Origin of the sequence: Sphingopyxis sp. BE259 (assembly GCF_031457495.1) — a bacterium.
GTDB lineage: Bacteria > Pseudomonadota > Alphaproteobacteria > Sphingomonadales > Sphingomonadaceae > Sphingopyxis.
The window spans coordinates 642,657-665,000 of sequence record NZ_JAVDWM010000001.1 but is presented as its reverse complement, the minus strand read 5'-3'; the positions used below and the strand labels follow the sequence as shown (position 1 = coordinate 665,000).

The following is a 22,344-nucleotide window of genomic DNA, read 5'->3' as shown; positions in this document are numbered from 1 at the left end:
TCAATCTGCTCGCCGCCCTTGCGGGCGCGGGCACCGCGCTCGGCTGCGCGCTCGCGGGCTATGGAGTGTGGACGCTGGTCTATGCGCCGATCGCACTGTTCTGGACCCGCGCGATCGGGCTGACGCTGGTCGCGCGGCTGCTCGTCTGGCCCAGCTTCAATTTCAAGGGCTGCGGCCAGATCATCGGCTTCGGGTCGGCAGTGCTGTTCAGTCAGCTGTTCTGGCTGGTGCAAAGCCAGTCTGACATCTTCATCGCCGGCGGCCGATTCGAACCGCATGCGCTCGGCCTCTATGCCGAGGCATTGTTCCTCGCGCAGATCTTCATGGCCAAATTTGTGCCGCCGCTGAACGAGGTCGCCTTTCCCGCTTACGCCCGAATCAAGCAAGACATGGCGGCGGTGCGCTGGAGCTTCCTGAAGACGGTGCGGCTGCTGACGCTGGTCGCCGCGCCTTTTTATTGCGGCCTCGCGGTCACGGCGGCGCCGATGGTCGAAACGGTATTCGGGGTGAAGTGGCTGGGGATGGTGCCTTATATCCAGATCATCGCGCTCGGCCTGATGCTGATGACGGTGCAGATCCTGTTCGCGCCGCTGACCAATGCACTTGGCAAGCCATCGCTGTCGATGTTCACCGCCCTCAGCGGCGCCATCATCTTTCCGGCCGCCTTTCTGATCGGCGCCGAATGGGGACTGATCGGCATGGCCTGGGCGTGGCTGATCGCCGCGCCGCTGCTATTGATCGTCACCGCGCGCCTGTCGGCGCCGCTGATCGGGGTGTCCTTATGGGATGTCGGTCGCGCCATGTTGCCGGGGCTCGCCCCCGCGCTGGTGATGGCGGTCGGGGTCGGCTTTACTGCACAGGCGATCGCGCCACTTGGGCTGGTCGCGCCGATTCGGCTGGTCGCGCTCGTTGGGTTGGGGGTCGCGCTTTACGGTGCGCTGCTCTGGCTACTCGAGCGGGACGCCATTGCCGAGGTCATGCGGCTTGTGCTGCGCCGCCAACCGCCCGCCGCCGAAGTCGCCGCTCAGGACGCGATATAGTCTCGCATCGCCGCAGCTTCGGCCTCGATGCGGTCGATGCGATATTTGACGAGGTCGCCGATCGACACGAAGCCGACAAGTCGGCCGCCATCGACGACGGGCAAATGGCGGATGCGGCGCTGAGTCATTTGCGACAGCGCCCCCATCACCGCGGTGCTCGGCTCGCAGGTGATCGGCGATTTTGTCATCACCTCGTCGAGCTGCCGGTCGAGCGCCTCGGGTCCATAGGACGACATCAGGCGGACGAGGTCGCGTTCCGAAAAGATGCCGACGATCGTGTCGCCTTCCATCACCGGCACCGCGCCGATACGATGCTGGGCCAGCAGGTCGAGCACCGCGCGCACCGTGTCTTCCTTGCGCGCCGAAATCACCGGGCCTGTGCGCCCGTGGAGGATCGCTCCGATCGTCATGCCTTGCCGCTCCCCATGTCGATTCTCTGGACGCAAAGCCTATCATGATTCTCGGCAAAGCCGAAACCGATGACCGTATTCCAATTGCGCTTGGCCTGATCGCCGCGTTGGTTCATGGCAGGGCCCATGGTCAAACCCTCCCCGCTCGACAAGGACGCCACATCGAAAGTCGCTTGGGCGCGCTATCGCCGCCTGATGCGCGGCATGGCGCTGGTGTCGCTGCTCGCGGTCGTTGGCGCGCTTGGCTGGCTGCGGATCAGCATGGGCAGCGCGCTGACCATCCATATGATCGTCGCGACCGCCGCGGGCGTCGGCCTGTCGGTAATGCTGGGCGCCGCCCTGATGGGACTGGTGTTCCTGTCGAGCGGCAGCGGGCATGACGAGGCGATCGAAGACCCGTTCGAGAACGATTCGGATATGAACCATGACCGATAAGCCAGATTGCCCGCGCGACCCGATCCTGCGCGTTGTTCCCCGTCCCGCCGATATCAACGCCAACGGCCATATCTTTGGCGGCTGGGTACTCAGCCAGATGGACATCGCAGGCGGCATCGTCGCGGGTCGCGAGGCGCAGGGCGCGGTCGCCACGGTCGCGATCGAGACGATGGAATTCATCGCCCCGATCCTGCTGCGCGACATCATCTCGATCTACGCCCATATCGAACGGCGCGGCCGCACCTCGCTGGCGATCCGGCTGGAGGTCATCGCGACCCGCGACCGCGGCGAGATTGAGGTCAAGGTGACCGAAGGCGTGTTCACCTTTGTCGCGCTCGACGAAAATCACCGCCCGCGGGCCTTGCCGCCGGTCTGACCCCGGCCTGGGCGGCGAATCAGCCGCCTTTTAGTTTCTGCCGAAATTCGCGCACCAGGCTGTCGTTCGCAGGCACCCGCACCCGCCAGACCCAGCTGCTGCCGCGGCGCTCCCAGCCATCGGGCGCGGGGTCGATCGCGAACGGGATCAGCATCTCGACCTCGGCTGCGAACGGGCGCGCATTGGTCAGCGTTACCCGCCAGGTCTGAAATTCGCCCTTCGCATCACGGTCTTGCACCACCGCGCGAAACTGCACCGCGGGGCTTTGGGCGATGTCATAATCGACGCGCTCGTCCTTCGCCTTGTCGCCGATCGCCGCCTCGCCGACGAGCAGGCGCTGGCCGCCGATCGTCTCAAATACCGCCGCGGTCCCGGCGGGGAGCGCGAGGCCCAGCCCGTCCGATTCGCGGTTCTGGACACGCAGCCGCGGCGTTAGCGGCTGCGGCTGGCCGTTCTGGTAAAGGGTCGCGGCATAGAGCTGCTCGACCGCGACCTTGTCCTTCGCCAGCAACGCCACCTGCTTCTGCCCCTTCGCCGACACATCGACGCGGAACGGGACGCGATAGAATTTGAGGTCGCCGAGATCCTCTGGCGGGGGCGGGGGAGGTGGAGGCGGGGGTGGAGGAGCGACCGGCGCGGGCAGATACATCAACTCCCGCCGCGAGACCCGGCTGCCGGTCACGACGACATCTTCGGCGGCATCCGCGGCAAAATCCTGCTCGATCTCGATAATCGGCGGCAATTCCCACAACGGATGTGTGCTGGTGATATCCATCGGCCAGCATTTCAGCACCAGTGGCCCCGGCGTGCTACGCGGCAGCGGTGGGCTGTAAATCTTGTTCAGCCGCCCCGCGATGACGTTGAGCTGCGCGCCCGGAAAGCTGGTGACCCCGCCGTTGGCGACGGTGATCCACCCGGTCAGCCCCAGCGTCTTGCCGTCCGAATCGCGGTCGGCGACATAATTGGCCGCCCAGTCGAACCCTTCGGCAAGATAGAGCAATTGCACCGTCACTGTCCGCGCGGCGCGGCTTTCGACCAGCACCGACAGCGTCGGCTTCGCCGACAGATCCTTGGGCACGCGGGAATAGAGCATCCGCTCGGGCAGCCCCGAACAGGCCAGTGCCTCGAAGCCTCCGGCGGCATTTTGCAGAATCACCCCGCCGTTCGGACCCGCCTGGATCACCGCGTCCTGTTCGGTCACCTTGCCGGTGGCGCGATTGGTGCGGCGCAGCGTCACACTGCGCTTCAGATACGCATCGACCAGCCCCGCGGGCGACAGCAGCCGCGCATCGCGGTTCTTTTCGATTACCCCGTCGGGCAGGCCGCTGACCACCGCGGTTTCGGGCAACAGCCCCTCGGCCACGCCTTCGAACCGCAGTACTGATGTCCCGGCGGGCAAGGTGACGGTGCGCGTTTCGGTGATGAAGGCAAAGCCCTGCGGCCAGCGCGGATTGATCGGCCCGCCGCCGCGATTCGGGGCGCGATAGACGGTGACCGCCGCATCGTCGATTTTTGCCGACACCACAATTGCGGGGTCGGTCTGGGCAAGCGCCGCCCCCGGCGCCAGCAGCGCCGCAAGCCATGCCAGCAGGAGCGCGCCCCGCATCCCGTGCGCCTTAGTAGCGCGTGTCGAAGGTGACGGTGACGTCGGTCTTGCCATTGGCAGGCACCGGCACCCGCCATTCGACGCGATCGGCCGAGATGCGCTCGCCTTTCAGGCTTTCGTCGCTGATCCGCACATCGCCATAGAGGCCATCCTGCGCCAGCAGCACCGTCACCGGCGCGGGCCGCGCATTGGTGACGGTATATTTCATCTTGGTCACCCAGCGCGAATCGCCCTTGCGGGTGCGCGACACCACCGTCGGCTGCACCTTCACATCATAGGCGTCACCGGTGCGCAGCGACATCGCCGACCCCATCGGAGTGTGGCCGATGCTGTTTTCGCCGATGAACTGCGGATCGCCGCGCGCGTCGCGCATATAGACGCGGATCGTGCCGGCGGGGAGCTGGTCGCCGAGACCGCCTTGGCGCGAGGTCGAAAAGCGCAGCACGCTGGCGGTGCTTGCCGCCTCGGTGCTGCTGCCCAGCCAGCGATTGACATATTCATAGGTCGATTGCGCGGGCGCACCCTTCACATCCAGAAAACTCACCTGCTTTTGCTGCGCGTTGGCGATCGTCGTCCGCGCCGCGAGCGGATAGAGATAATAGTCGCCGAGCCGTTCGCGGTCGTTGCTTTCGGTCCCGGCGCTGTCCATCGCGCCGGTCATCTGACGAAAACCGCCGCCCCCGCCCGGATTGCCCGCGACGAGCAGCGTGCGCGCATTGGCAAAGGTCGTGCCGGTGCTGTTGGTCAGCGTCACCCACCCTTGAATGTCCATGGCGCCCTTTGCCGCGTCAAACAGCGCGACATAATCGGCGGTCCAGCCGAGGTTGGGGGTCAGATACGACAGCCGGGTCGGGACTGTCCCCGCGCTGGCGGAATCGACGGTCACCGACAACGTCGGGCGCGCGCGCAAATTGGGCGGCAGGCGGTCAAACACCGCGCGCACGGGCAGACCGTCGTCGCGCAGCACCTCGATCCGTTCACCGATCTGGAGCACGATGCCGCCGTTCGCCGCCAGCACCTTGGCGCGCTCGCTGCGTTCGGCGCCGGTCGCAGGGTTGGTGCGGACCAGCGTGATCGACTGGCCGACCGCCTTGTCCATCAATTTGTCGGGGGTCAGCAGGTCGAAATCGAAATTCTGTTCAACGATGGCGATGCCTGGCCCCGACAGCGTTACCGTTTCGGGGCGGATGCGCGCCGACACGTCGGGAAATTCAATGCGGTTGCGCCCCGCCGCGACGCTCAACTGGCGCTCGTCCTGCACCAGCGACTGGCCATTGTTATAGATGGTGACCGCGACGTCGCCCTGGGCATTGGCCGGGGCGGCATCCTGCGCCACGGCGGTACCGGCCGCCAATGCGCCAGCGATGGCAATCGCCCCGCAAGTCGTTGCCAAAGCGCGCATAAAAAAGCCTCCCCGCAGATGGTTCCGCAGGGAGGCTATGGCATGTCGCGGTCGTTGACCAGCGCGAAGATGTACTTATTCGGCCGCTTCGACACCGGGGCTGCGCGTCGCCAGCGTGCGGCGGGCGCGGCGCGGCTTGGCGGCGGGCGCTTCCTCGCCGCCGTCAGTCTCGGCGTCGGCTTCGATGCTGCGTTCGGGGCGGCCGATGGCCGGGGGCAGCACCGCGGTGTCGATGCCGGCATTGCCGCCATCGTCGTTGCCGTCGACCTCGGCAGCGCGCGGACGGCGCGGGCTGCGGCGGTTGGCGCGCGGTGCGGGAGCTTCCTCGGCGACGGTTTCGACGACATTGGTTTCTGCGTCGTCGCTATCGCTGCTCCGAACATCGCTGCGTCCCTCGTCGCGATCGCGGCGCGGGCGTTCCTGCGGCTGGCGGTTGCCGCGATTGTCGTCGTCACGGTCGCTGCGCGTGTCGCGGTTGCCGCGACCTTCGCGCTGGCTGCGCTCGGGACGGTCGTTGCGGTCGGCGCGATCGTTGCGGTCATTCCGCTCGCCGCGATTGTCGTCGCCATTGTCGTCGCGGTCGGCGTCCATATCCAGATCGCTGTCGTCATGGCCGTCGAAATCTTCGACGCCGCGAATTTCGCGCTGGCGGTCCTGGCCGCGATCCTGGCCGTTCGCCGCGTTCTTTTCTTCCTGGCGCAGGCGGAAATCGCTCACGACGCGGAAATAATGATCGGCGAACTGAAGGTAATATTCGGTCTGCACCCGGTCCCCGGCCAGCTGTGCGTCGCGCGCCAGATTGCGGTACTTCTCGATCATCTGGGCGCCGTTTCCGCGCGCCCGGCTGTCGATGCGGTTCGCCTGATCGACTCCGCCGCGGCCGCCCGATTGCGGGCGGCTATTGTTGTTGCTGTTGTTATTGTTGCGGCCGCGACGGCGACCGCTTTGCCGGTTGTTCATGTTCAACTGAGACATCCTGTCGAAAAGCTAAATAAGCTATGCCAACCCCTTTTGGCCGACCGCGCCATTTGCGCGTCGTGCCCGCGCGCCAAGCGCGGTTCTTGCCCTTTACCGCTCGTCTGGACCAAGGCCCGATACGAACATCGTAAGTGGGAAGCAGATCCGCCGGACCAGTATCGATGCGGTGCATCGCCAATGGTATCCCAGCCGGGTCTGTGACTGGCCCCTAACCCGCTTTGCGGCGAAAACCAAGCAATATTTGCGAAGGCGGGTCAGGCGCGGGTCAGCAAAAGCGCCCGGTCGCGGCCGCCCAGATCCTGGCGGCAGGCGACGTGGAAACCCGCAGCCTCGGCGAGCTTGCCAACGGAGATATGTTGCATATGCCCGATTTCAAGGATCGCGACTCCGTCCAGCGCCAGCAGGCGCGGCAAATCGGGGATGATACGGCGATAGTCGGATAGCCCGTCGGCCCCGGCGAATAACGCGCCCGCTGGTTCATGCTCCGCAACATCGGCCATCAACGGCTCGTCGGTGCCGATATAGGGCGGATTGCACAGGATCAGGTCGAACGGGCCGTCGACGCCTTCCCCCCAGTCGCCCGCCTGAAAGGTCGCGCGGTCCGCCATCCCCAGCGCCTCGGCATTGTCGCGCGCATAGGCCAGCGCAAATTCGGACGCATCGATCCCGAGCCCGATTGCATCCGGACTTTCGCTCAGCACCGCGAGCAGCAAAGTTCCCGGCCCCGTCCCGAGGTCGAGCACTCGCGCGGGCCAGCCAGCTCCGCGTTCGCGCGCAAGGTCGATTGACGCCTCGATCAGGATTTCGCTGTCGGGACGCGGGATCAGGACCCCCGGCCCGACTTCGATCCGCAGCGTCCAGAAATCGCGGTAACCGACGATATAGGCGATCGGCTCATGCGCCATGCGCCGCGCGATCAGATGCGCGTATAGTTCGGGCACATCAAACCGTGCCGGATCGAGCAGCACATCCTGCCGCTCGACCCCCAGCGCATGCGCCATCAGCAATTCGGCATCGAGCCGCGGCGTGTCGCTGATCGCGGTGAGCAAGTTGGTAGCGGTGCGGAGCGATTCTGCCACCCCCGCAAAAGTTGGGGGTTCAGTCACCCAGCCCCGCCAGCCGCTGCGCCTGATCCTCGGCGATGAGCGCGTCGATCAGCTCGTCCATCGCGCCCTCGATGATTTCGGGCAGGCGGTGGAGGGTCAGGTTGATGCGGTGATCGGTCACCCGCCCTTGCGGGAAATTATAGGTGCGAATGCGCTCCGAGCGATCGCCCGACCCGACCATCGACTTGCGCGCCGACGCCTCGGCATCGTGGATCTTCGCGCGCTCCAGATCGTAAAGTCGCGCGCGCAGCACCTGCATCGCCTTCGCGCGGTTCTTGTGCTGGCTGCGCTGGTCTTGCTGGATCACGACGAGGCCCGAGGGGATATGGGTGATGCGGATCGCGCTGTCGGTAGTGTTGACGTGCTGGCCGCCCGCGCCCGATGCGCGGTAGATGTCAATTTTGAGGTCGCTGTCCGCAATTGCGACGTCGACCTCCTCGGCCTCGGGCAGCACGGCGACGGTCGCGGCGCTGGTGTGGATGCGCCCTTGGCTTTCGGTCGCCGGGACGCGCTGGACGCGGTGGACGCCGCTTTCGAACTTCAGCTTTGCGAAGACGCCCTGCCCCGTCACCGACGCGACGACCTCCTTGTAGCCGCCGACCTCGGTCTCGCTGGCCGAAATCACTTCGACCTTCCACCCCTGGCCATCGGCATAGCGGCTGTACATGCGCAGCAGGTCGCCCGCGAACAGCGCCGCCTCATCGCCGCCGGTCCCGGCGCGGATTTCGAGCATCGCGGCGCGCGCGTCGGCGACATCCTTGGGAAGCAGCTGGAGCGCGAGGTCGTGCTCGGCGGCGGGGAGTGCTGCCTCGACCGCCGCGATTTCCTCGGCCGCCATCGCCTTCATCTCGGGATCGGTCAGCATTTCGGTCAACGAGCTAAGTTCGCCGCGCAGCCGCACCACTTCGCGCGCCGCGGTGGCGACGGGCTCGAGTTCGGCGAACTCCTTCGACGCCGCGACAAAATCGGTCGGCGCCATATCGCCCGTCGCCATGCGCGCTTGCAGCGCGGCGTGGCGTTCGATGATGGCGTCGATCTGCTTTTCGGAAACGGAGGTCATCTATTCACTGTCATTTCAAGTCTTCGTCATCCCGGACTTGATCCGGGATCCAGACGACACCGGCGGTCATGGACCCCGGATCAAGTCCGGGGTGACGAGGGAGGCAGAAGTTGGTCGACCCGCTCCGCGAGATCACTCGGCCCACGAAAACCGGTAGTCGGCCGGCTGTTATCTTGATCGTAAACAATGCTCAGGATCGATTTGGCGTTCATTTTCGTAGCTTTGTCGAACCGCTTTCTCGGCGAGCCAGTCGCGACGATGTCAGCAGAAATGCCGTCGCGTCGCAGAGTAGCGAGAAACGACTGAGCAAATGCAGATGAACGGTCATCTTCAAGCGCAATTACGACGTCCAAACCAACATCCCGTGCATCATCTACCAACATCGCCAGCCGCTCAATCCCCGCCGCCCAGCCGACTGCCGCGGTCGGCGGTCCGCCCAGCGCCTCGATCAACCCGTCATAGCGCCCACCGCCGAGCACGGTGCCTTGCGCACCGAGCCGGTCGGTGACGAATTCGAACGCGGTGTGGCGATAATAGTCGAGGCCGCGCACCAGCCGCGCATTGCGTTCCCACGCAACCCCCGCGGCATCCAGCCCCGCGGTCACCGCGCCAAAGAAATCCTGCGCTTCGCCGGTCAGAAACGCGTCGATGTCGGGGGCGCTGTCGGCGATCGGGCGGTCCTTCGGGTCCTTGCTATCCAAAATCCGCAACGGATTCTTGTCGAGGCGCGCCAGGCTGTCCTCCGACAGATCGCCGCGATGCGCCTCGAAATGATCGACCAGCGCCGCGCGCCAAGCATCACGGCTTGCCGCATCGCCCAGCGTGTTGAGCGTCAGCGTCACGCCCTCGGCAATCTCCAGTTCCTTCAGCAGCTGATCGGCGAACACCAGCAGTTCGGCATCGGCAAGCGGGCTGTCGCTACCCAGCACTTCGGCATCCAATTGATGAAACTGGCGATACCGCCCCTTTTGCGGGCGCTCATAACGGAACAACGGTCCGTGCGTCGCGACTTTGAGCGGCGCATACTGCTGCCAGCCGTTGGTGATATACGCCCGCGCGATCCCCGCCGTGAATTCAGGGCGCAGCGTGATCGATTCGCCGCCGCGATCCTCAAACGAATACATTTCCTTCGACACGACATCGGTCGTTTCGCCCAGCGATCGCGCGAACACCGCGGTCGGCTCGATCACCGGCACCTCGATGCGTTTGTAGCCATAGAGTCGGCGGACGCGTTCGAACGTCTCGACGACATGCGCAAAACGGTCGGCGAAATCGCCCAGCATGTCCTGCGTGCCGCGAACGGCCTGCGGGGTCGGGATTTTGGCGGATTTATCCTTGCTCATGGCGGCGGCGTCTAATGGTTTTTGGCCGAAAGGCAAAGAGCCGCGATCAAACCTTCTCCCCTTGAGGGAGAAGGATACGGAGCCTTGTCGCGGAGCGACTAGGCGAAGTTGGATGAGGGGTTCAGACGTTGAATTCGCTCGCAAGGTCTGACCCCCTCACCCAGCTTCGACTAGCCAGCAAGCTGGCAAGTCTGCGCAACCGGCGCGGGGTCGTCCAGTCCCCCGGACTGGACTTGGATTGCCGGGGGCAATCCAACCCCGCACCCCCTCAAGGGGAGAGGGAGGTAGCAGTCTGGACCTCACGCTCATTTCCCGGCACAACCCGGCGATGAAAAAACAACTGCTCGTCGCATCTGCCCTCATCGCCGCCATCCCCGCCGCCTTTGCCCAAACCGGCAACAGCCGCCCGCAGCCGGTGGTCCAGCCGCACATCATCCCGCTGCCCGCCGACAAACCCTATCCGGGCACCACGCAGCTCAAGGTCGATGCCACAGACGTCGCGCGCGGTATCTTCCATGTCCGCCAGACGATCCCGGTCGCCAGGCCCGGCAAGCTGACCCTGCTCTATCCCGAATGGCTGCCCGGCAAGCACGCGCCGCGCGGTGCGATTGCCGAGATGGCGGGGTTCAAACCCAGCGCGGGCGGCAAGCCGCTGGCGTGGACGCGCCAGCCGACCGATGTCTATGCGTTCGACGTCGATGTCCCGGCCGGCGTCAAAAGCATCGACATTGCGTTCGATTTCCTGTCGCCGACCCGCACGAGCGAGGGCCGCGTCGTCGTCACCCCGGCGATGATGAACCTGCAGTGGGAACAGGTCAGCCTCTACCCCGCGGGATATTTCACCCGGCAAATTCCGGTACAGCTGGAGGTGACCCTGCCGGATGGGTGGACCGGCGCCGCGGCGCTCGACGGGCTGAAAATCAGCGGCAACCGCTACAGCTTTGCCCCGACCAATTATGAAGTGCTGGTCGACAGCCCGATGTTCGCGGGCCGCCATTTCCGCAAATGGGATCTGGGGCAGAATGTCACGCTGAACGTCGTCGCCGACGAAGCCAAATATCTCGACGCCCGCCCCGACCATATCGCGCGCCACGCCGCGCTGGTGTCCGAAGCGGTGGCGCTGTTCGGGGTCCGCCATTTCGACCGCTATGAATTCCTGCTCGCACTGACCGACGAATTGGGCGGCATCGGGTTGGAACATCACCGGAGCAGCGAGAACAGCCGCAACCGCGACTATTTCACCGAATGGGACGAAAATGACAGCGAGCGCGGGCTGCTGCCGCACGAGCTGGTCCACAGCTGGAACGGCAAATATCGCCGCCCCGACAAATTGTGGACCCCCGATTACCGCACGCCGATGCAGGGCAATCTGCTGTGGGTCTATGAAGGCCAGACCAGCTATTGGGATTTGGTCCTCGCGGGCCGTTCGGGGATGCAGTCGAAAGAAATGATCTTGGCCGAATGGGCGACCCATGCAGGCTTTTACAGCGCGCAGCCGGGGCGCGAATGGCGATCGGTCGAGGATACGACGCTCGACCCGGTCATCGGCGCGCGCAAACCCAAACCCTTTGCCAGCTGGTCGCGCGGCGAGGATTATTACAACGAAGGATCGCTGACCTGGCTTGAGGCCGATCTGCTGATCCGCCAGGCGACGAACGATGCCAAAAGCCTCGACGATTTCGCGCGCGCCTTTTTCGGTGGGCGCGAGGGCGATTGGGGGCAGAACAGCTATGATTTCGACGATGTCGTGGCGGCGCTGAACGCGGTGCATCCCCATGACTGGGCTGGGTTCCTGCGCCAGCGGTTGCAAATGCCCGGACAGGTCGCCCCCGTCGCCGGGATCGAACGCGCTGGATATCGGCTGGCGTGGCGCGACGCGCCGAATGTGTACGACCGTGACCGCATGGCGCAGGCGAAGAATTACGACCTCACCCATTCGCTGGGGATGACGATCGACAAGGACGGCATTGCAGGCGCGATCCTGTGGGACAGCCCGGCGTTCAAGGCCGACATCGTCAACGGCACCAAGATCGTCGCGGTCGATGGCACCAGTTACAGCAAGGAGCGGCTGGAGGCCGCGATCCGCGCCGCGACCGACGGCAAGACCCCGGTGCGGCTGCTCGTCGAACGCGGCGGTCGTTATCGCCAGATCGACATCGCCTATCACGGCGGGCTACGCTGGCCGCACCTCGAAAAGGTTGGCAGCGGGCCGGACTGGTTCGACCGACTGCTGGCGCCGCGCCGCACACTCTAGGTGCCTTGGAATTCCGTTCGCATCGAGCGAAGCCGAGATGCCCCTAATTCGTTCACCCGCGATGGGTGTCTCGACTTCGCTCGACACGAACGGCTAAGGGGCGCCCGACTCATAAAAACACGCGACTCATAAACCAAAAGGACTCCACTCTCCCATGCGCATCGACCTGATCCCCGCCGGCGACAGCCCGCCCGACAGCTTGAACGTCCTGATCGAAGTACCGATCGGCGGCGAGCCGGTGAAATATGAATTCGACAAAGCATCAGGCGCGCTGTTCGTCGATCGCTTCCTCCACACCCCGATGCGCTATCCCGCCAATTACGGTTTTGTGCCGCACACGCTGGGCGAAGACGGCGATCCGCTCGACGCCCTCGTCGTCGCGCGTTCGCCGATCGTCGCGGGCGCGGTGGTCAAGTGCCGTCCGATCGGCGTGTTGATGATGGAAGACGATGCCGGCGGCGACGAAAAACTGCTGTGCGTGCCGGTCAACAAGACCTTCCCCTATTATGCCGATGTCGCGAGCTACACCGACATGCCGCCGATCGTGCTGCAGCAGATCGAGCATTTCTTCACCCACTACAAGGATCTTGAGCCCGGCAAGTGGGCCAAACTCAACGGCTGGGGTGACGTCGACGAAGCCAAGCGCATCATCGTCGAGTGCATTGAGCGCGCGAAGACGGTGGGGTTTTAAAAGCCACCGTCATTGCGAGGAGCGAAGCGAAGCGGCAATCCAGAGCTGGCGTAAACCGCTCTGGATTGCTTCGCTTCGCTCGCAATGACGAATTCAGGCCGAGAGTGCCCCGCCTTCGTCCGGCAACACCCGCACATCGGTGCGCGGATAGGGAATCCGGATCCCCGCGTCCTGGAACCGGTCCCAGATCCCCAGGAACACCTCGCCCTGGATATTGCCCAGCCCCGCTTCGGGGTCCGAAATCCAGATGCGCAGTTCATGCTCGACCGCGCGTTCGCCAAAGGCGGTGATCCACACCGCCGGTTCGGGTTCGTCCAATATGCGCGGGTTTGCCTTCGCCGTTTCGACGATCAGCCGCTGCGCCAGTCGCAGGTCGGTGTCATAAGGCACCGGAATCCGCATCCGTACCCGCACCTCGGGGCTGGCATAGCTCCAATTCTCGACCGCCTGCGTCATCAGCAGCTCGTTCGGAATCAGATGCTTTTTGCCGTCGCGCGTGACGACATTGACCGCGCGCACCCCGATCTTGGCGACGCGGCCCACATTGGGCATCCCGCCGGGCAGTGTCGATCCGCCCATGCTGCTGCCGTCGCCGACGACGAGCACGTCGCCGGGCTTGATCGACCGGTCCATCAACAGGATGATCCCGGCGATCAGGTTGCCGACGGTTTTCTGCAGCCCGAACCCGATCGCGAGGCCCGCGGCGCCTGAAAACACCGCCAGCGCGGTCAGGTCGATGCCGAGCAAGTCGATGCCGAACAGCATCGCAAAGACGAACAGCGCGATCGCGATCAGCTTTTCGGTCAGCAATCGCTGCGTCTGGTCGATATGGGTGTTGCGGCGGAGCAGCCACTTGGTCGCACGCAGCACGATCTTGACCGCCAGATACAGCAGGATTGCGACAACGACCGTCGAAAACAGGCTGTAGAGCGACAGGCGATAGGCGCCGACATCGAGCCCGATCGCCTTCATCGCGATGACCATCCCGTCGAACCCCTCGCGCAGATTGGTCGCGGCACTCATAGCGCGGCGAATCCGCGGGTCAGATCGGCGATCAGGTCAGCGGGATCCTCCAGCCCGATCGACAGCCTGACCAGCGGATCGGGGTCAGTCCATTCGGTCGCGGTGCGAACCGGGTTGCCGGGGACGACCAGGCTTTCAAAACCGCCCCAGCTGAACCCGATCCCGAACAGCGCCAGCGCGTCGATAAAGCGGACGCGGGCCGCCATGTCGGCGCACTTCAGGGTAAAGCCGAACAGCCCGCTGGTCCCCGAAAAGTCGCGCGACCAGATTGCATGGCCGCGATCGCCGGGCAGCGCGGGGTGCAGCACGCGGCCCACCTCGGGCCGCGCGGCGAGCCAGTTCGCCACCATCAGGCCGTTCTCCCCCTGCCGTGTCATCCGCACGTCGAGCGTGCGCAGACCGCGCAGCATCAGCGCGCAATCGTCGGGCGACACCGCCTGCCCGAGCTGATACGCCGCGCTGCGCAGCCGCGGCCACACTGCTTTCGTCGCGGTCAGCGACCCCATCATCGCGTCGCTGTGACCGCCGACATATTTGGTCAGGCTCATCATCGTCACATCGACGCTGTGCGCCAGCGCCGGAAACAGAAGCGGCGTCGCCCAGGTGTTGTCGAGCATCGTCAGCACGCATCTGTCGCGCGCGACGCGGGTTATCGCGGGAATATCCTGCACCTCAAAGGTCAGGCTACCGGGCGATTCGAGGAAGATCAGCCTGGTTTGCGGGGTGATCAGGTCAGCGATCGCGGCGCCGATCAGCGGATCATAATAGGTCGTCGTGACCCCGTAACGCGCGAGCAACCCGTCGCAAAAAGCGCGCGTCGGCTCATAGGCGCTATCGACCATCAGCAGATGGTCGCCGGGCGCCAGCAGCGCGAGCAGGCCCGCCGAATTGGCCGCGACCCCCGATGGATACAGCAAAGTGCCCGCCGCCCCCGGCTCCATATCGGTCAGCGCGTCGGCGAGCGCCCACACCGTCGGCGTGCCGCGGCGGCCATAATAGAGCTTGTCATGGGTGGCATGGCCCCTCGCCTCAAGGTCGGCCATATTGTCGTAGAGGATCGTCGAGGCGCGCCACACCGGCGGATTGACCACGCCGCCGCCCAGCCGCGGGTCGCCGGTCCACTCGGGCCGCCGCCCACCCTGCACCAATCTGGTCGCGGGGCGTAGGTTTGCATCGTCGCTTTTGCTCATCCCCGCTGTGTTAGCGGAGCCATGCGCAAAATCCAGTGCGGGCCACTATAAATACCTACACCGGCAACAAGCGCAGACATTGAAAACCGTTCGCACTGAGCCTGTCGAAGTGCCGTCCTTTCTTGCTAGCAACGCAAGAGAAAGAACGGTGTTTCGACAGGCTCAGCACGAACGAAAAAAGCGGATCAAGTTGGGCGCCTCAAGCCGCGCCGGTCGCCTTCGGCGTTGCCGGGTCGGCGCCCCATTCGGTCCAGCTGCCGTCGTACACTGCGACATCGTCCTTGCCGAGCAGATGCGCGCCGAACGCCACGACGGTCGCGGTCATGCCGCTGCCGCAGGTTGTGACCAGCGGCTTGTCGAGGTCGATCCCGGCAGCGTCGAACGCGGCCTTCAGATCGTCGCCCTGTTTCCAGGTGCCGTCGGCATTGAACAATGCGCTGTGCGGCAGGCTGCGCGAATTCGGAATATGGCCGGGTGCCAGGCCCGGACGCGGATCGCGTTCTTCGCCGGTAAAGCGCGCTGCGGGGCGCGCATCGACGACCTGTTCGGCGCCACTATCGACATTCGCCAGCATCTGATCCTTGGTCCGCACCGCTTTCGCATCGCGCCACACGGTGAAGTGACGGTGGCGCAGCGTCTGCTTGCCCATTTCGAGCGCGCGGCCCTCGGCCTTCCATTTGGCGAGGCCGCCGTCGAGCAGCGCGACGTCATGCGCGCCGAACAATTTGAGCAGCCACCAGGCGCGCGCCGCGCTTTTCAGCGGGCTGTCGTCATACAGCACGACGCGGCTGCCATCGCCCAGCCCGAGCGACTGCATCCGGCTCGCGAATTTTTCGGCCTGCGGCGCCATGTTGTCGATGTCGCTCGACGCATCGGTCAGTTCGGCCAGGTCCATGAACACGGCGCCCGGGATATGCCCGGCCTCATATTCACCGCGCGCATCGCGGCCAGCGTCGTCCATGAATTTCGTCGCGTCCACGACCCGCAGGTCCGACGCCCCCAGTTCGCGTTCCAGCCAGTCGGTTGAGACCAAGGCGTCCATGTCATGCTCCTGTTGCGACCGATCGGAACTTTACCCGTTCCTTCGCCGGTCATCCTGCGCCGTTCTTTCCGGGGAGGACAAGCCTATGCCCCGCGTTGCGCTTTTTCAAGCGCGGTGGCGCTGTGCCTCAGCCAATGCTGCGCTGCAACAAAAAAGCTGCGCTTTTATGGCGCTATGCCGGAAACTATTGGCTGCGCTTGACCGACGTGGTGCGGGAGCCCGGCCGGTCCACCAGATAGGAGATTTGGTCGAGCGGCAGCGGTGCGAGTTTATCGCTTCCGCTCGTACCCTGCTCGCGGCCCAGCACGAAACTCCCGGCGTTCTGGCCGAAAGCCTCGCCCTCCCCGTCCCAATGATAGGTCACATCGAACGCAAGCACCGGCACCAGCATCGGCTTGCCGCCGATCATCAGCGGCTCGATCGTCGCGCGCGGCAGCATGACCTCGGTCGACAGTTCCTCGCCGGCCCCGGCATCGAGCGTCATATCGTCGCGCAGCACGCTGCCCCCGGCCCCGTCAAAGAAACGACCGAGTACCGCTTCGGGCATCGCCGACCCCTGATTGAGCGCGATGCGGACCATCAGGCCGGGCGCGGGCAATATGCCTTGATTGATCAGATGCAGCGAAAAGGCGACGATGACATGATCGGGCGCAAAGCGGATACCGCGAATGTCGAGCGCCATGCCGACCACCGCGCGCCGTTCGCCCGCGGCGCGGTTGACCAGCGGCGATGCGGGCCGCGGCTCGGCTCGGCGAACCGCGGGTGCGGCAGGCCGCGCTGTCGGCGCTGTCGGCGCTGGCGCAGCAGGCGGCGCGGCGCGCGGCGCCGCGACCTCGTCGATGATCGGCCCGGCGGGCGCAGTGCGCCGCCGCCAATACCACAGTCCCGCGCCCAAGGCCGCGAGCCCGGCGAGCAGCCACGCCCAGATCGACGTTCCGGCTGGCGCGTCGATCGGTGCATCGGCAGTCGCCGGTGCGACATCGGTTGGCGCCGGTGGCAGCGCGGGGACATCGGCGCCGACCGTCGGCGCCGCGTCTTGCAGCGGCGGCGTATCGCTGCCGGGCACCGCGATCGCCGGACCCGGAACGGTTGGCGAGGGCGCAGCACGCGTAGCGGCACCGGGGGCGGCGGGCCGCGCCGCGGTCGGCGCCACCGGGGTGGTCGGCACCGCCGTTCGTGGCTGCGTCGGCGTCACCCGTGGCGGGGTGGCAGGCTGCGTCGGTGCCGGGGCGGGCGTCGGCGTTGGCGTCGGCGTGCGATTCTCGTTCGGGCCGACCGGTGGCAGGCCATTGTCAGACGGCCCCTGCACCCCCGGCGCGCGGCCGTCGTCGGCAGGCGGCAGCCGGAAGATGGACGAAGGCGCGGGGGTCGGAGCGGGCGATTCGGTCTGCTGCGCCGCAATCGGCGATGCCACGCCAACCGCGATCATCGCGGCCGCAAGCGGCAAAGCACGCTGCCACCGTCCCTGCCCAAATTTCCGCACCGTCATCGAAATGTCCGCGATCCCAAACTGCTGATATGCTCGCCGCGCCGCTGAATTGGCGCTGAACCGGGCCATCCACGGGATGACAGCGGCCGCGCGCGTCCCTAGATGGTTTCGATGACCGATTCTACCCCCGCACCGCTCGCGCCGAAACATCTGGGCCAGTCGAGCGACCTTCCTGCCGCACCCGAAGCGGCGATCCTCGACTATGTGCCCAACCCGCGCGTCGGCGAGCTTTATCTGGTGCGCTTCGCCGCGCCCGAATTCACCTCGCTCTGCCCGGTCACCGGCCAGCCCGATTTTGCGCATCTCGTCATCGATTATGCACCCGGCGAGACGATCGTCGAATCGAAAAGCCTGAAGCTGTTTCTGGGGTCGTTCCGCAATCATGCGGGGTTCCACGAGGACTGCACCGTCGGCATCGGCCGCCGCCTGTTCGACGAGATGCAGCCTCTGTGGCTGCGCATCGGCGGCTACTGGTATCCGCGCGGCGGCATCCCGATCGATGTTTTCTGGCAATCGGATCCGCCGCCCGCGGGCCTATGGTTGCCCGATCAGGGGGTCGCGCCCTATCGCGGCCGGGGATGAGATTTCATCTTTCCGTCACAATTTATTGACATTAATGTCAGCGATATGACCGCAGCTTCGCTTCCGCACGACCATGCCATCGCCGTCGGTTCCGACCAGATCGATTTCATGGGCCACGTCAACAACGCCCATTACCTCAGCTGGGTGCAGGAAGCGGTGCTGTCGCACTGGCGCCACATCGCACCGCCCGACGCGGTTGCGGCGCATCTGTGGGTCGCGCTGAAGCATGAAATCACTTATCGCCGCCCCGCCTTTCTCGACGATCAGGTCATCGCGACGGTGATCCTCGAAAAGGTTCAGGGCGCCCGCGCCTTTTACGAAACGATCATCAAGCGCGGCGAGGACGTGCTGGCGGAAGTGAAATCGAGCTGGTGCTGCATCGACGCAGAAACGCTGCGGCCCGCGCGGCTGGCGAGCGATGTGATCGCGCGGTTTTTTCCGGCTGAGAAGGTTTAGGCGGCCAACACCGCCCGAACATCGATTTTGGGGTGGAGAACCGCTACCCTTTCTTCGTCACCCCGGACTTATCCGGGGTCCATGACCCCTTGCGTCGCCCTATCCTTAGAAAACCGATGGATCCCGGATCAAGTCCGGGATGACGAATTCTAAGGGCTGCAATCAGTCGTCAGCTGACGTCCGATCGTTCGTTCAAACCTAAGCCGCCACAAACCGGATCGGCAGCCGCTTCAACCCGCCAACAAACACCGACTCGACCCGCGCCGGCTCGCCCGTCAATTCCAGGCTTTTGATCCGCGGCAACAATTCCTCCATCAAGATCCGTATCTCCATCCGCGCCAGATGCTGGCCCAGGCAGACATGCGCGCCGAAGCCGAATGCGATCTGCTGGTTCTTTTCGCGGTCGGGATCGAATTTGAACGGATCGCCGAACACCGCCTCGTCACGGTTGGCCGACACATAGTTGAGCATCAACCAGTCGCCTGCGCTTATCGTCTGGCCGCCGATGTCGACATCCTCTTTCGCGCTGCGCATGAAATGCTGGACCGGCGTGGTCCAGCGGATCGCTTCCTCGATCAGCCCGGCCTTGTCGGCCTCTGCAGCGCGGAAGCGTTCGAACAGCGCCGGATTCTTCGCCAGCTCCATGATCGCCCCAGCGGTCGAGGCGCTGGTGGTGTCGTGCCCGGCGGTCGCGACGATCATGTAATAGCCCGACATTTCGCGGTCGGGGATCGCTTCGCCGTTAATCGTCGCATTGGCGATCACCGTTGCGATGTCCTCGCGCGGATTGGCGCGGCGATCGGCGGTCAGCGCGGCGAAATATTGGGTGAAATCGGCGATGACATAATCGAGCATCGCGATCGCCTGTTCGGCGCTGGTGATTGCCTCGCGGCTGCGGTTCAGCTCGGGGTCGGTCGGGCCGAACAATTGCTGCGTCAGCATTAGCATCCGCGGCTCGTCCTCCGCCGGAACGCCCAAGATGTCCATGATGACACGCAGCGGATAATGCGCCGCAACGTCGCGGGCAAAATCGCACGCCCCGCCCGCTTCCAGCATATGATCGACCGTCTCGCGCGCGATCTGGCGGATGCGATCTTCGACGATCTTCAGGTTCTTCGGCATGAACCAGCTTTGGGTCAGCAGCCGGTATTTCATGTGATCGGGGGCGTCCATCTGGACCAGCGAGCGGATCAGATGGCCATCGTTGTTCGGGGTCGCGGCGCGCGCCAGCGCCTCACCGTCGCGGTTGGTCAGCACCGTCGGGCGGATGCCGTTGGCGAACCGCTGCGGATCGCGGCTGATCGCCATGATGTCGGCGTGCCGCGTGACCAGCCAAAACGGGTCATGATCGTGATTCTCGGCGACCGCCAGCGGCGCGTTGGCGCGCGCCCAGGCCAGCTGATCGTGCAGCGGATCCCATTGGCCGTATGCGACCGGATCGACGACGGCGGCGGCTACCTCTCCAGGCAATATCGGTTTTGTCATGCAACTTATGCTGCCGCGATTCGATGGGCTTGTCGAGGGGGGATGGAATGCTCCCCATCTCGTCATCCCGGACCCTTCGACAGGCTCAGGACAGGCTTGATCCGGAATCCATGCCACGCTCGTCGAAGTGGATCCCGGATCAAGCCTGTCCTGAGCCTGTCCTGAGCCTGTCGAAGGGTCCGGGATGACGATGGAGGATCATTGGCAGCTTAGACGATCTGCGGCGCCCCGGCGGGCATCGCGCTCGCCCATTCGGCGCGGGCCTTCCGGATCATGGCTTTGAGCGCCTCGGCATTCCGCTGCCACGCGGTGGCAACCTCGGCCCGCCACGCCGAACCCGCCGCGCTGCCCAGTTCCGCAACGGTCATGTCTATAAACACGTCATATTCAGCGATCGGCAGTGCGCCATAATTGCGGTGGGTGAACACCAGTTCGGCGACCAGCGGCCACACCCAATCCTCGCCGTGCGCCAGCCCCAGCATCATTTGCAGCGTTTCGTCGGTCATCCGCCGCGACGCCGCATCGACCGAAATGAAACTCGCGCGGCGGTCGGGAAAGGCGGCAAAGAACCGCTCGAACAGAGTGTGGCGAATGTCGATGTCCGCATCGGCGACGGCGATCAGGCTCGCATCCATCAGCAATGCGTCAGTCGATCTCACCTCCTCTAACCTTCGTCACCCCGGCGCAGGCCGGGGTCTCGCCGCCCGGATCCCGGCCTGCGCCGGGATGACGAACGGCGATCGCAGCTCACTTGAACAAGCTGCCCAAAATTCCGCGCATCAACTGGCCTCCGAGCTTGCCTGCAACCTGCCGCCCGATGCTCGTTGCCGCCGATCGCGCCGCCGATTGCACCATTTTCTCGGTCATCGACGGTTTGGCGGCCTCGCGCGCCGCCGCGGTTTCCCGCCGCAGCCGCTCTTTCTCTTCGGCGACCTTGCGCTTCGCCTCTTCCTTGGCGGCGATCGCGGCTTGCTTGTCGGCCTCGACCTGAGCCTTCGCTTCGACCGCCGCGGCCTGCGCCTGCTCGGCCTTCACCGCTAGCAGTTCTTCGGCGCTCTCGCGATCGACCGCGGTGTCATATTTGCCCTCGACCGGCGAGATCGACTTGATGATCGCGCGTTCCTTGGCATCGAGCGGCCCGGCGCGCGAGCAGGGCGGCTTGATCAACGTGCGCTCGACCGGCGACGGCGCGCCGTCGGACATCAGCAGCGACACCAGCGCCTCGCCGACCTTCAATTCGGTGATCTCGCGCGCGACATCGACCTTGGGATTGGGGCGGAAGGTTTCGGCCGCCGCCTTGACCGCCTTCTGGTCGCGCGGGGTGAAGGCGCGCAGCGCGTGCTGGACGCGGTTGCCGAGCTGGCCCGCGACATCTTCGGGAATATCGATCGGATTTTGCGTCACGAAATAGACCCCGACGCCCTTCGACCGGATCAGCCGCACGACCTGCTCGATCTTCTCGGTCAGCGCCGGCGGCGCGTCGTCGAACAGCAGGTGCGCCTCGTCAAAGAAGAAGACGAGCTTGGGTTTGTCGGGGTCGCCGATTTCGGGCAGCGTTTCGAACATTTCGCTGAGCAGCCAGAGCAGGAAGGTCGCATAGAGCTTCGGGCTCGCCATCAGCTTGTCGGCGGCCAGGATATTGACATAGCCGCGGCCATTGTCGTCGCAGCGGATCATGTCGTGGATGTCCAGCGCGGGTTCGCCAAAGAAATGCGCGCCGCCCTGACTTTCCAGCGTCAGCAACTGGCGCTGGATCGTGCCGACGGTCGCCTTCGACACATTGCCATATTTGGTGGTGAGTTCGTCGGCATTCTCGGCGCACCAGACCAGCATCGCCTGGAGATCGCCCAAATCGAGCAGCAGCAGATTCTGTTCGTCGGCGACGCGAAAGGCAATGGCGAGCACCCCCTCCTGCACCTCGTTGAGCCCCATCAGCCGCGCGAGGAGCAGCGGCCCCATTTCGGAAATCGTGGTACGAATCGGGTGGCCCTGTTCGCCGAACAGGTCCCAGAACATGACCGGATTGTCGCGATAAGCCCATTCGCTGTCGCCGATCTCGGCGGCGCGCGCCGAAAAAATTTCGTGCAGTTTCGACATCGGACTGCCGGCCATAGCCATGCCGGCCAGGTCGCCCTTGACGTCGGCAACGAATACCGGGACGCCGACCGCCGAAAAGCCCTCGGCCAATCCCTGCAAGGTTACCGTCTTGCCGGTCCCGGTTGCCCCGGCGATCAGCCCGTGCCGGTTGGCGCGTTTCAGCACCAGCGACTGGCGTGGGCCATCGGCGGCGCCGCCGCCGCCCAGGCCGATATAGATTTCGCTCGCCATGCTGCCGTCGCTCACCCGCCGTCCTCCACTTTCAACGTTTCGCCAAGG

21 protein-coding genes (1 of these 21 cut by a window edge) are annotated in these 22,344 nt (G+C 65.1%); 7 read left to right on the top strand and 14 right to left on the bottom strand.

Annotation, left to right across the window (positions count from 1 at the left end):
* On the top strand, window positions 1–1,040 hold the 3' portion of the coding sequence (locus J2X44_RS03200) for a lipopolysaccharide biosynthesis protein (RefSeq protein ID WP_310087874.1). It extends 493 nt beyond the left edge of the window; the window shows 1,040 of its 1,533 coding nt (coding positions 494–1,533); the start codon falls outside the window, past its left edge; the stop codon is at window positions 1,038–1,040.
* Here the strand turns inward: J2X44_RS03200 and J2X44_RS03195 are convergent.
* Window positions 1,025–1,450, bottom strand: coding sequence for a CBS domain-containing protein (locus tag J2X44_RS03195; protein WP_310087873.1), 426 nt, complete (start codon window positions 1,448–1,450; stop codon window positions 1,025–1,027). The two genes, J2X44_RS03200 and J2X44_RS03195, sit on opposite strands and share 16 nt — an antisense overlap.
* A gap of 126 nt (window positions 1,451–1,576) precedes the next feature.
* On the opposite strand from J2X44_RS03195, the gene J2X44_RS03190 reads away from it, so the two are divergent.
* Window positions 1,577–1,885 carry a hypothetical protein gene (locus J2X44_RS03190; protein ID WP_310087871.1) on the top strand — a complete coding sequence of 103 codons (309 nt, stop codon included), beginning with the start codon at window positions 1,577–1,579 and terminating at the stop codon, window positions 1,883–1,885.
* Window positions 1,875–2,261 (top strand): acyl-CoA thioesterase, encoded by a 387-nt coding sequence (locus J2X44_RS03185; protein ID WP_310087868.1) that lies wholly within the window; start codon window positions 1,875–1,877, stop codon window positions 2,259–2,261. The genes J2X44_RS03190 and J2X44_RS03185 overlap by 11 nt, the downstream gene beginning before the upstream one ends.
* 19 nt (window positions 2,262–2,280) lie before the next feature.
* Here the strand turns inward: J2X44_RS03185 and J2X44_RS03180 are convergent, their stop codons facing one another.
* From J2X44_RS03180 to hisS, 6 genes are all read right to left on the bottom strand, one after another.
* On the bottom strand, window positions 2,281–3,867 hold the full coding sequence (locus J2X44_RS03180; RefSeq protein ID WP_310087866.1) for a hypothetical protein: 1,587 nt from the start codon (window positions 3,865–3,867) through the stop codon (window positions 2,281–2,283).
* A 10-nt stretch (window positions 3,868–3,877) separates the two neighbouring features.
* Window positions 3,878–5,269: a DUF4139 domain-containing protein gene (locus J2X44_RS03175; RefSeq protein WP_310087864.1), complete on the bottom strand. Its 1,392-nt coding sequence runs from the start codon at window positions 5,267–5,269 to the stop codon at window positions 3,878–3,880.
* Between the two features lie 75 nt (window positions 5,270–5,344).
* The gene (locus tag J2X44_RS03170; RefSeq protein WP_310087862.1) at window positions 5,345–6,244 is read right to left on the bottom strand and encodes a DUF4167 domain-containing protein; all 900 of its coding nucleotides are present in this window, start codon (window positions 6,242–6,244) and stop codon (window positions 5,345–5,347) included.
* A gap of 257 nt (window positions 6,245–6,501) precedes the next feature.
* Window positions 6,502–7,353, bottom strand: a complete 852-nt coding sequence (prmC, locus tag J2X44_RS03165) for a peptide chain release factor N(5)-glutamine methyltransferase (protein ID WP_310087860.1) — start codon at window positions 7,351–7,353, stop codon at window positions 6,502–6,504.
* Window positions 7,346–8,413 carry a peptide chain release factor 1 gene (prfA, locus tag J2X44_RS03160; RefSeq protein WP_310087858.1) on the bottom strand — a complete coding sequence of 356 codons (1,068 nt, stop codon included), beginning with the start codon at window positions 8,411–8,413 and terminating at the stop codon, window positions 7,346–7,348. Before prfA ends, prmC begins: the two co-directional genes overlap by 8 nt.
* 80 nt (window positions 8,414–8,493) lie before the next feature.
* The gene (hisS, locus tag J2X44_RS03155) at window positions 8,494–9,756 is read right to left on the bottom strand and encodes a histidine--tRNA ligase (RefSeq protein WP_310087856.1); all 1,263 of its coding nucleotides are present in this window, start codon (window positions 9,754–9,756) and stop codon (window positions 8,494–8,496) included.
* A gap of 328 nt (window positions 9,757–10,084) precedes the next feature.
* On the opposite strand from hisS, the gene J2X44_RS03150 reads away from it, so the two are divergent.
* Both J2X44_RS03150 and ppa read left to right on the top strand, forming a co-directional pair.
* Window positions 10,085–12,010, top strand: a complete 1,926-nt coding sequence (locus J2X44_RS03150) for a peptidase M61 (RefSeq protein ID WP_310087854.1) — start codon at window positions 10,085–10,087, stop codon at window positions 12,008–12,010.
* A 154-nt stretch (window positions 12,011–12,164) separates the two neighbouring features.
* Window positions 12,165–12,701: an inorganic diphosphatase gene (ppa, locus tag J2X44_RS03145; protein ID WP_310087852.1), complete on the top strand. Its 537-nt coding sequence runs from the start codon at window positions 12,165–12,167 to the stop codon at window positions 12,699–12,701.
* Between the two features lie 93 nt (window positions 12,702–12,794).
* On the opposite strand, the gene J2X44_RS03140 is transcribed toward ppa, so the two are convergent.
* The 4 genes from J2X44_RS03140 to J2X44_RS03125 form a co-directional block, all read right to left on the bottom strand.
* Window positions 12,795–13,724: a mechanosensitive ion channel domain-containing protein gene (locus tag J2X44_RS03140; RefSeq protein WP_310087850.1), complete on the bottom strand. Its 930-nt coding sequence runs from the start codon at window positions 13,722–13,724 to the stop codon at window positions 12,795–12,797.
* Window positions 13,721–14,914: a cystathionine beta-lyase gene (metC, locus tag J2X44_RS03135; RefSeq protein ID WP_310087848.1), complete on the bottom strand. Its 1,194-nt coding sequence runs from the start codon at window positions 14,912–14,914 to the stop codon at window positions 13,721–13,723. The genes J2X44_RS03140 and metC overlap by 4 nt, the downstream gene beginning before the upstream one ends.
* 199 nt (window positions 14,915–15,113) lie before the next feature.
* The gene (gene sseA / locus J2X44_RS03130) at window positions 15,114–15,956 is read right to left on the bottom strand and encodes a 3-mercaptopyruvate sulfurtransferase (protein ID WP_310087846.1); all 843 of its coding nucleotides are present in this window, start codon (window positions 15,954–15,956) and stop codon (window positions 15,114–15,116) included.
* Window positions 15,957–16,140: 184 nt separating this feature from the next.
* Window positions 16,141–17,385, bottom strand: a complete 1,245-nt coding sequence (locus tag J2X44_RS03125; RefSeq protein WP_310087845.1) for a hypothetical protein — start codon at window positions 17,383–17,385, stop codon at window positions 16,141–16,143.
* A 171-nt stretch (window positions 17,386–17,556) separates the two neighbouring features.
* Here J2X44_RS03125 and queF point away from each other — a divergent pair, with 171 nt between their 5' ends.
* Window positions 17,557–18,027, top strand: a complete 471-nt coding sequence (gene queF, locus J2X44_RS03120) for a preQ(1) synthase (protein WP_310087843.1) — start codon at window positions 17,557–17,559, stop codon at window positions 18,025–18,027.
* A 45-nt stretch (window positions 18,028–18,072) separates the two neighbouring features.
* Window positions 18,073–18,483: a thioesterase family protein gene (locus J2X44_RS03115; protein WP_310087841.1), complete on the top strand. Its 411-nt coding sequence runs from the start codon at window positions 18,073–18,075 to the stop codon at window positions 18,481–18,483.
* A gap of 198 nt (window positions 18,484–18,681) precedes the next feature.
* On the opposite strand, the gene J2X44_RS03110 is transcribed toward J2X44_RS03115, so the two are convergent.
* The 3 genes from J2X44_RS03110 to J2X44_RS03100 form a co-directional block, all read right to left on the bottom strand.
* A complete protein-coding gene (locus J2X44_RS03110) occupies window positions 18,682–19,968 on the bottom strand; it encodes a cytochrome P450 (RefSeq protein WP_310087839.1) in 1,287 nt (428 codons plus the stop codon).
* A gap of 209 nt (window positions 19,969–20,177) precedes the next feature.
* A complete protein-coding gene (locus J2X44_RS03105) occupies window positions 20,178–20,627 on the bottom strand; it encodes a hypothetical protein (protein WP_310087837.1) in 450 nt (149 codons plus the stop codon).
* 88 nt (window positions 20,628–20,715) lie between these two features.
* Window positions 20,716–22,296, bottom strand: coding sequence for a helicase HerA-like domain-containing protein (locus J2X44_RS03100; protein ID WP_310088320.1), 1,581 nt, complete (start codon window positions 22,294–22,296; stop codon window positions 20,716–20,718).
* Window positions 22,297–22,344: the final 48 nt, after the last annotated feature.

Excerpts from the sequence above, each read along its gene's own strand:
- J2X44_RS03180 (WP_310087866.1), bottom strand. The coding sequence starts at position 3,867 with ATGCGGGGCGCGCTCCTGCTGGCATGGCTTGCGGCGCTGCTGGCGCCG.
- J2X44_RS03115 (WP_310087841.1), top strand. The coding sequence starts at position 18,073 with ATGACCGCAGCTTCGCTTCCGCACGACCATGCCATCGCCGTCGGTTCC.
- J2X44_RS03125 (WP_310087845.1), bottom strand. The coding sequence starts at position 17,385 with ATGATCGCGGTTGGCGTGGCATCGCCGATTGCGGCGCAGCAGACCGAA.
- queF (WP_310087843.1), top strand. The coding sequence starts at position 17,557 with ATGACCGATTCTACCCCCGCACCGCTCGCGCCGAAACATCTGGGCCAG.
- J2X44_RS03110 (WP_310087839.1), bottom strand. The coding sequence starts at position 19,968 with ATGACAAAACCGATATTGCCTGGAGAGGTAGCCGCCGCCGTCGTCGAT.
- J2X44_RS03100 (WP_310088320.1), bottom strand. The coding sequence starts at position 22,296 with ATGGCGAGCGAAATCTATATCGGCCTGGGCGGCGGCGGCGCCGCCGAT.
- metC (WP_310087848.1), bottom strand. The coding sequence starts at position 14,914 with ATGAGCAAAAGCGACGATGCAAACCTACGCCCCGCGACCAGATTGGTG.
- hisS (WP_310087856.1), bottom strand. The coding sequence starts at position 9,756 with ATGAGCAAGGATAAATCCGCCAAAATCCCGACCCCGCAGGCCGTTCGC.
- J2X44_RS03150 (WP_310087854.1), top strand. The coding sequence starts at position 10,085 with ATGAAAAAACAACTGCTCGTCGCATCTGCCCTCATCGCCGCCATCCCC.
- J2X44_RS03185 (WP_310087868.1), top strand. The coding sequence starts at position 1,875 with ATGACCGATAAGCCAGATTGCCCGCGCGACCCGATCCTGCGCGTTGTT.
- J2X44_RS03195 (WP_310087873.1), bottom strand. The coding sequence starts at position 1,450 with ATGACGATCGGAGCGATCCTCCACGGGCGCACAGGCCCGGTGATTTCG.
- J2X44_RS03170 (WP_310087862.1), bottom strand. The coding sequence starts at position 6,244 with ATGTCTCAGTTGAACATGAACAACCGGCAAAGCGGTCGCCGTCGCGGC.
- J2X44_RS03190 (WP_310087871.1), top strand. The coding sequence starts at position 1,577 with ATGGTCAAACCCTCCCCGCTCGACAAGGACGCCACATCGAAAGTCGCT.
- ppa (WP_310087852.1), top strand. The coding sequence starts at position 12,165 with ATGCGCATCGACCTGATCCCCGCCGGCGACAGCCCGCCCGACAGCTTG.
- prfA (WP_310087858.1), bottom strand. The coding sequence starts at position 8,413 with ATGACCTCCGTTTCCGAAAAGCAGATCGACGCCATCATCGAACGCCAC.
- sseA (WP_310087846.1), bottom strand. The coding sequence starts at position 15,956 with ATGGACGCCTTGGTCTCAACCGACTGGCTGGAACGCGAACTGGGGGCG.
- J2X44_RS03175 (WP_310087864.1), bottom strand. The coding sequence starts at position 5,269 with ATGCGCGCTTTGGCAACGACTTGCGGGGCGATTGCCATCGCTGGCGCA.
- J2X44_RS03140 (WP_310087850.1), bottom strand. The coding sequence starts at position 13,724 with ATGAGTGCCGCGACCAATCTGCGCGAGGGGTTCGACGGGATGGTCATC.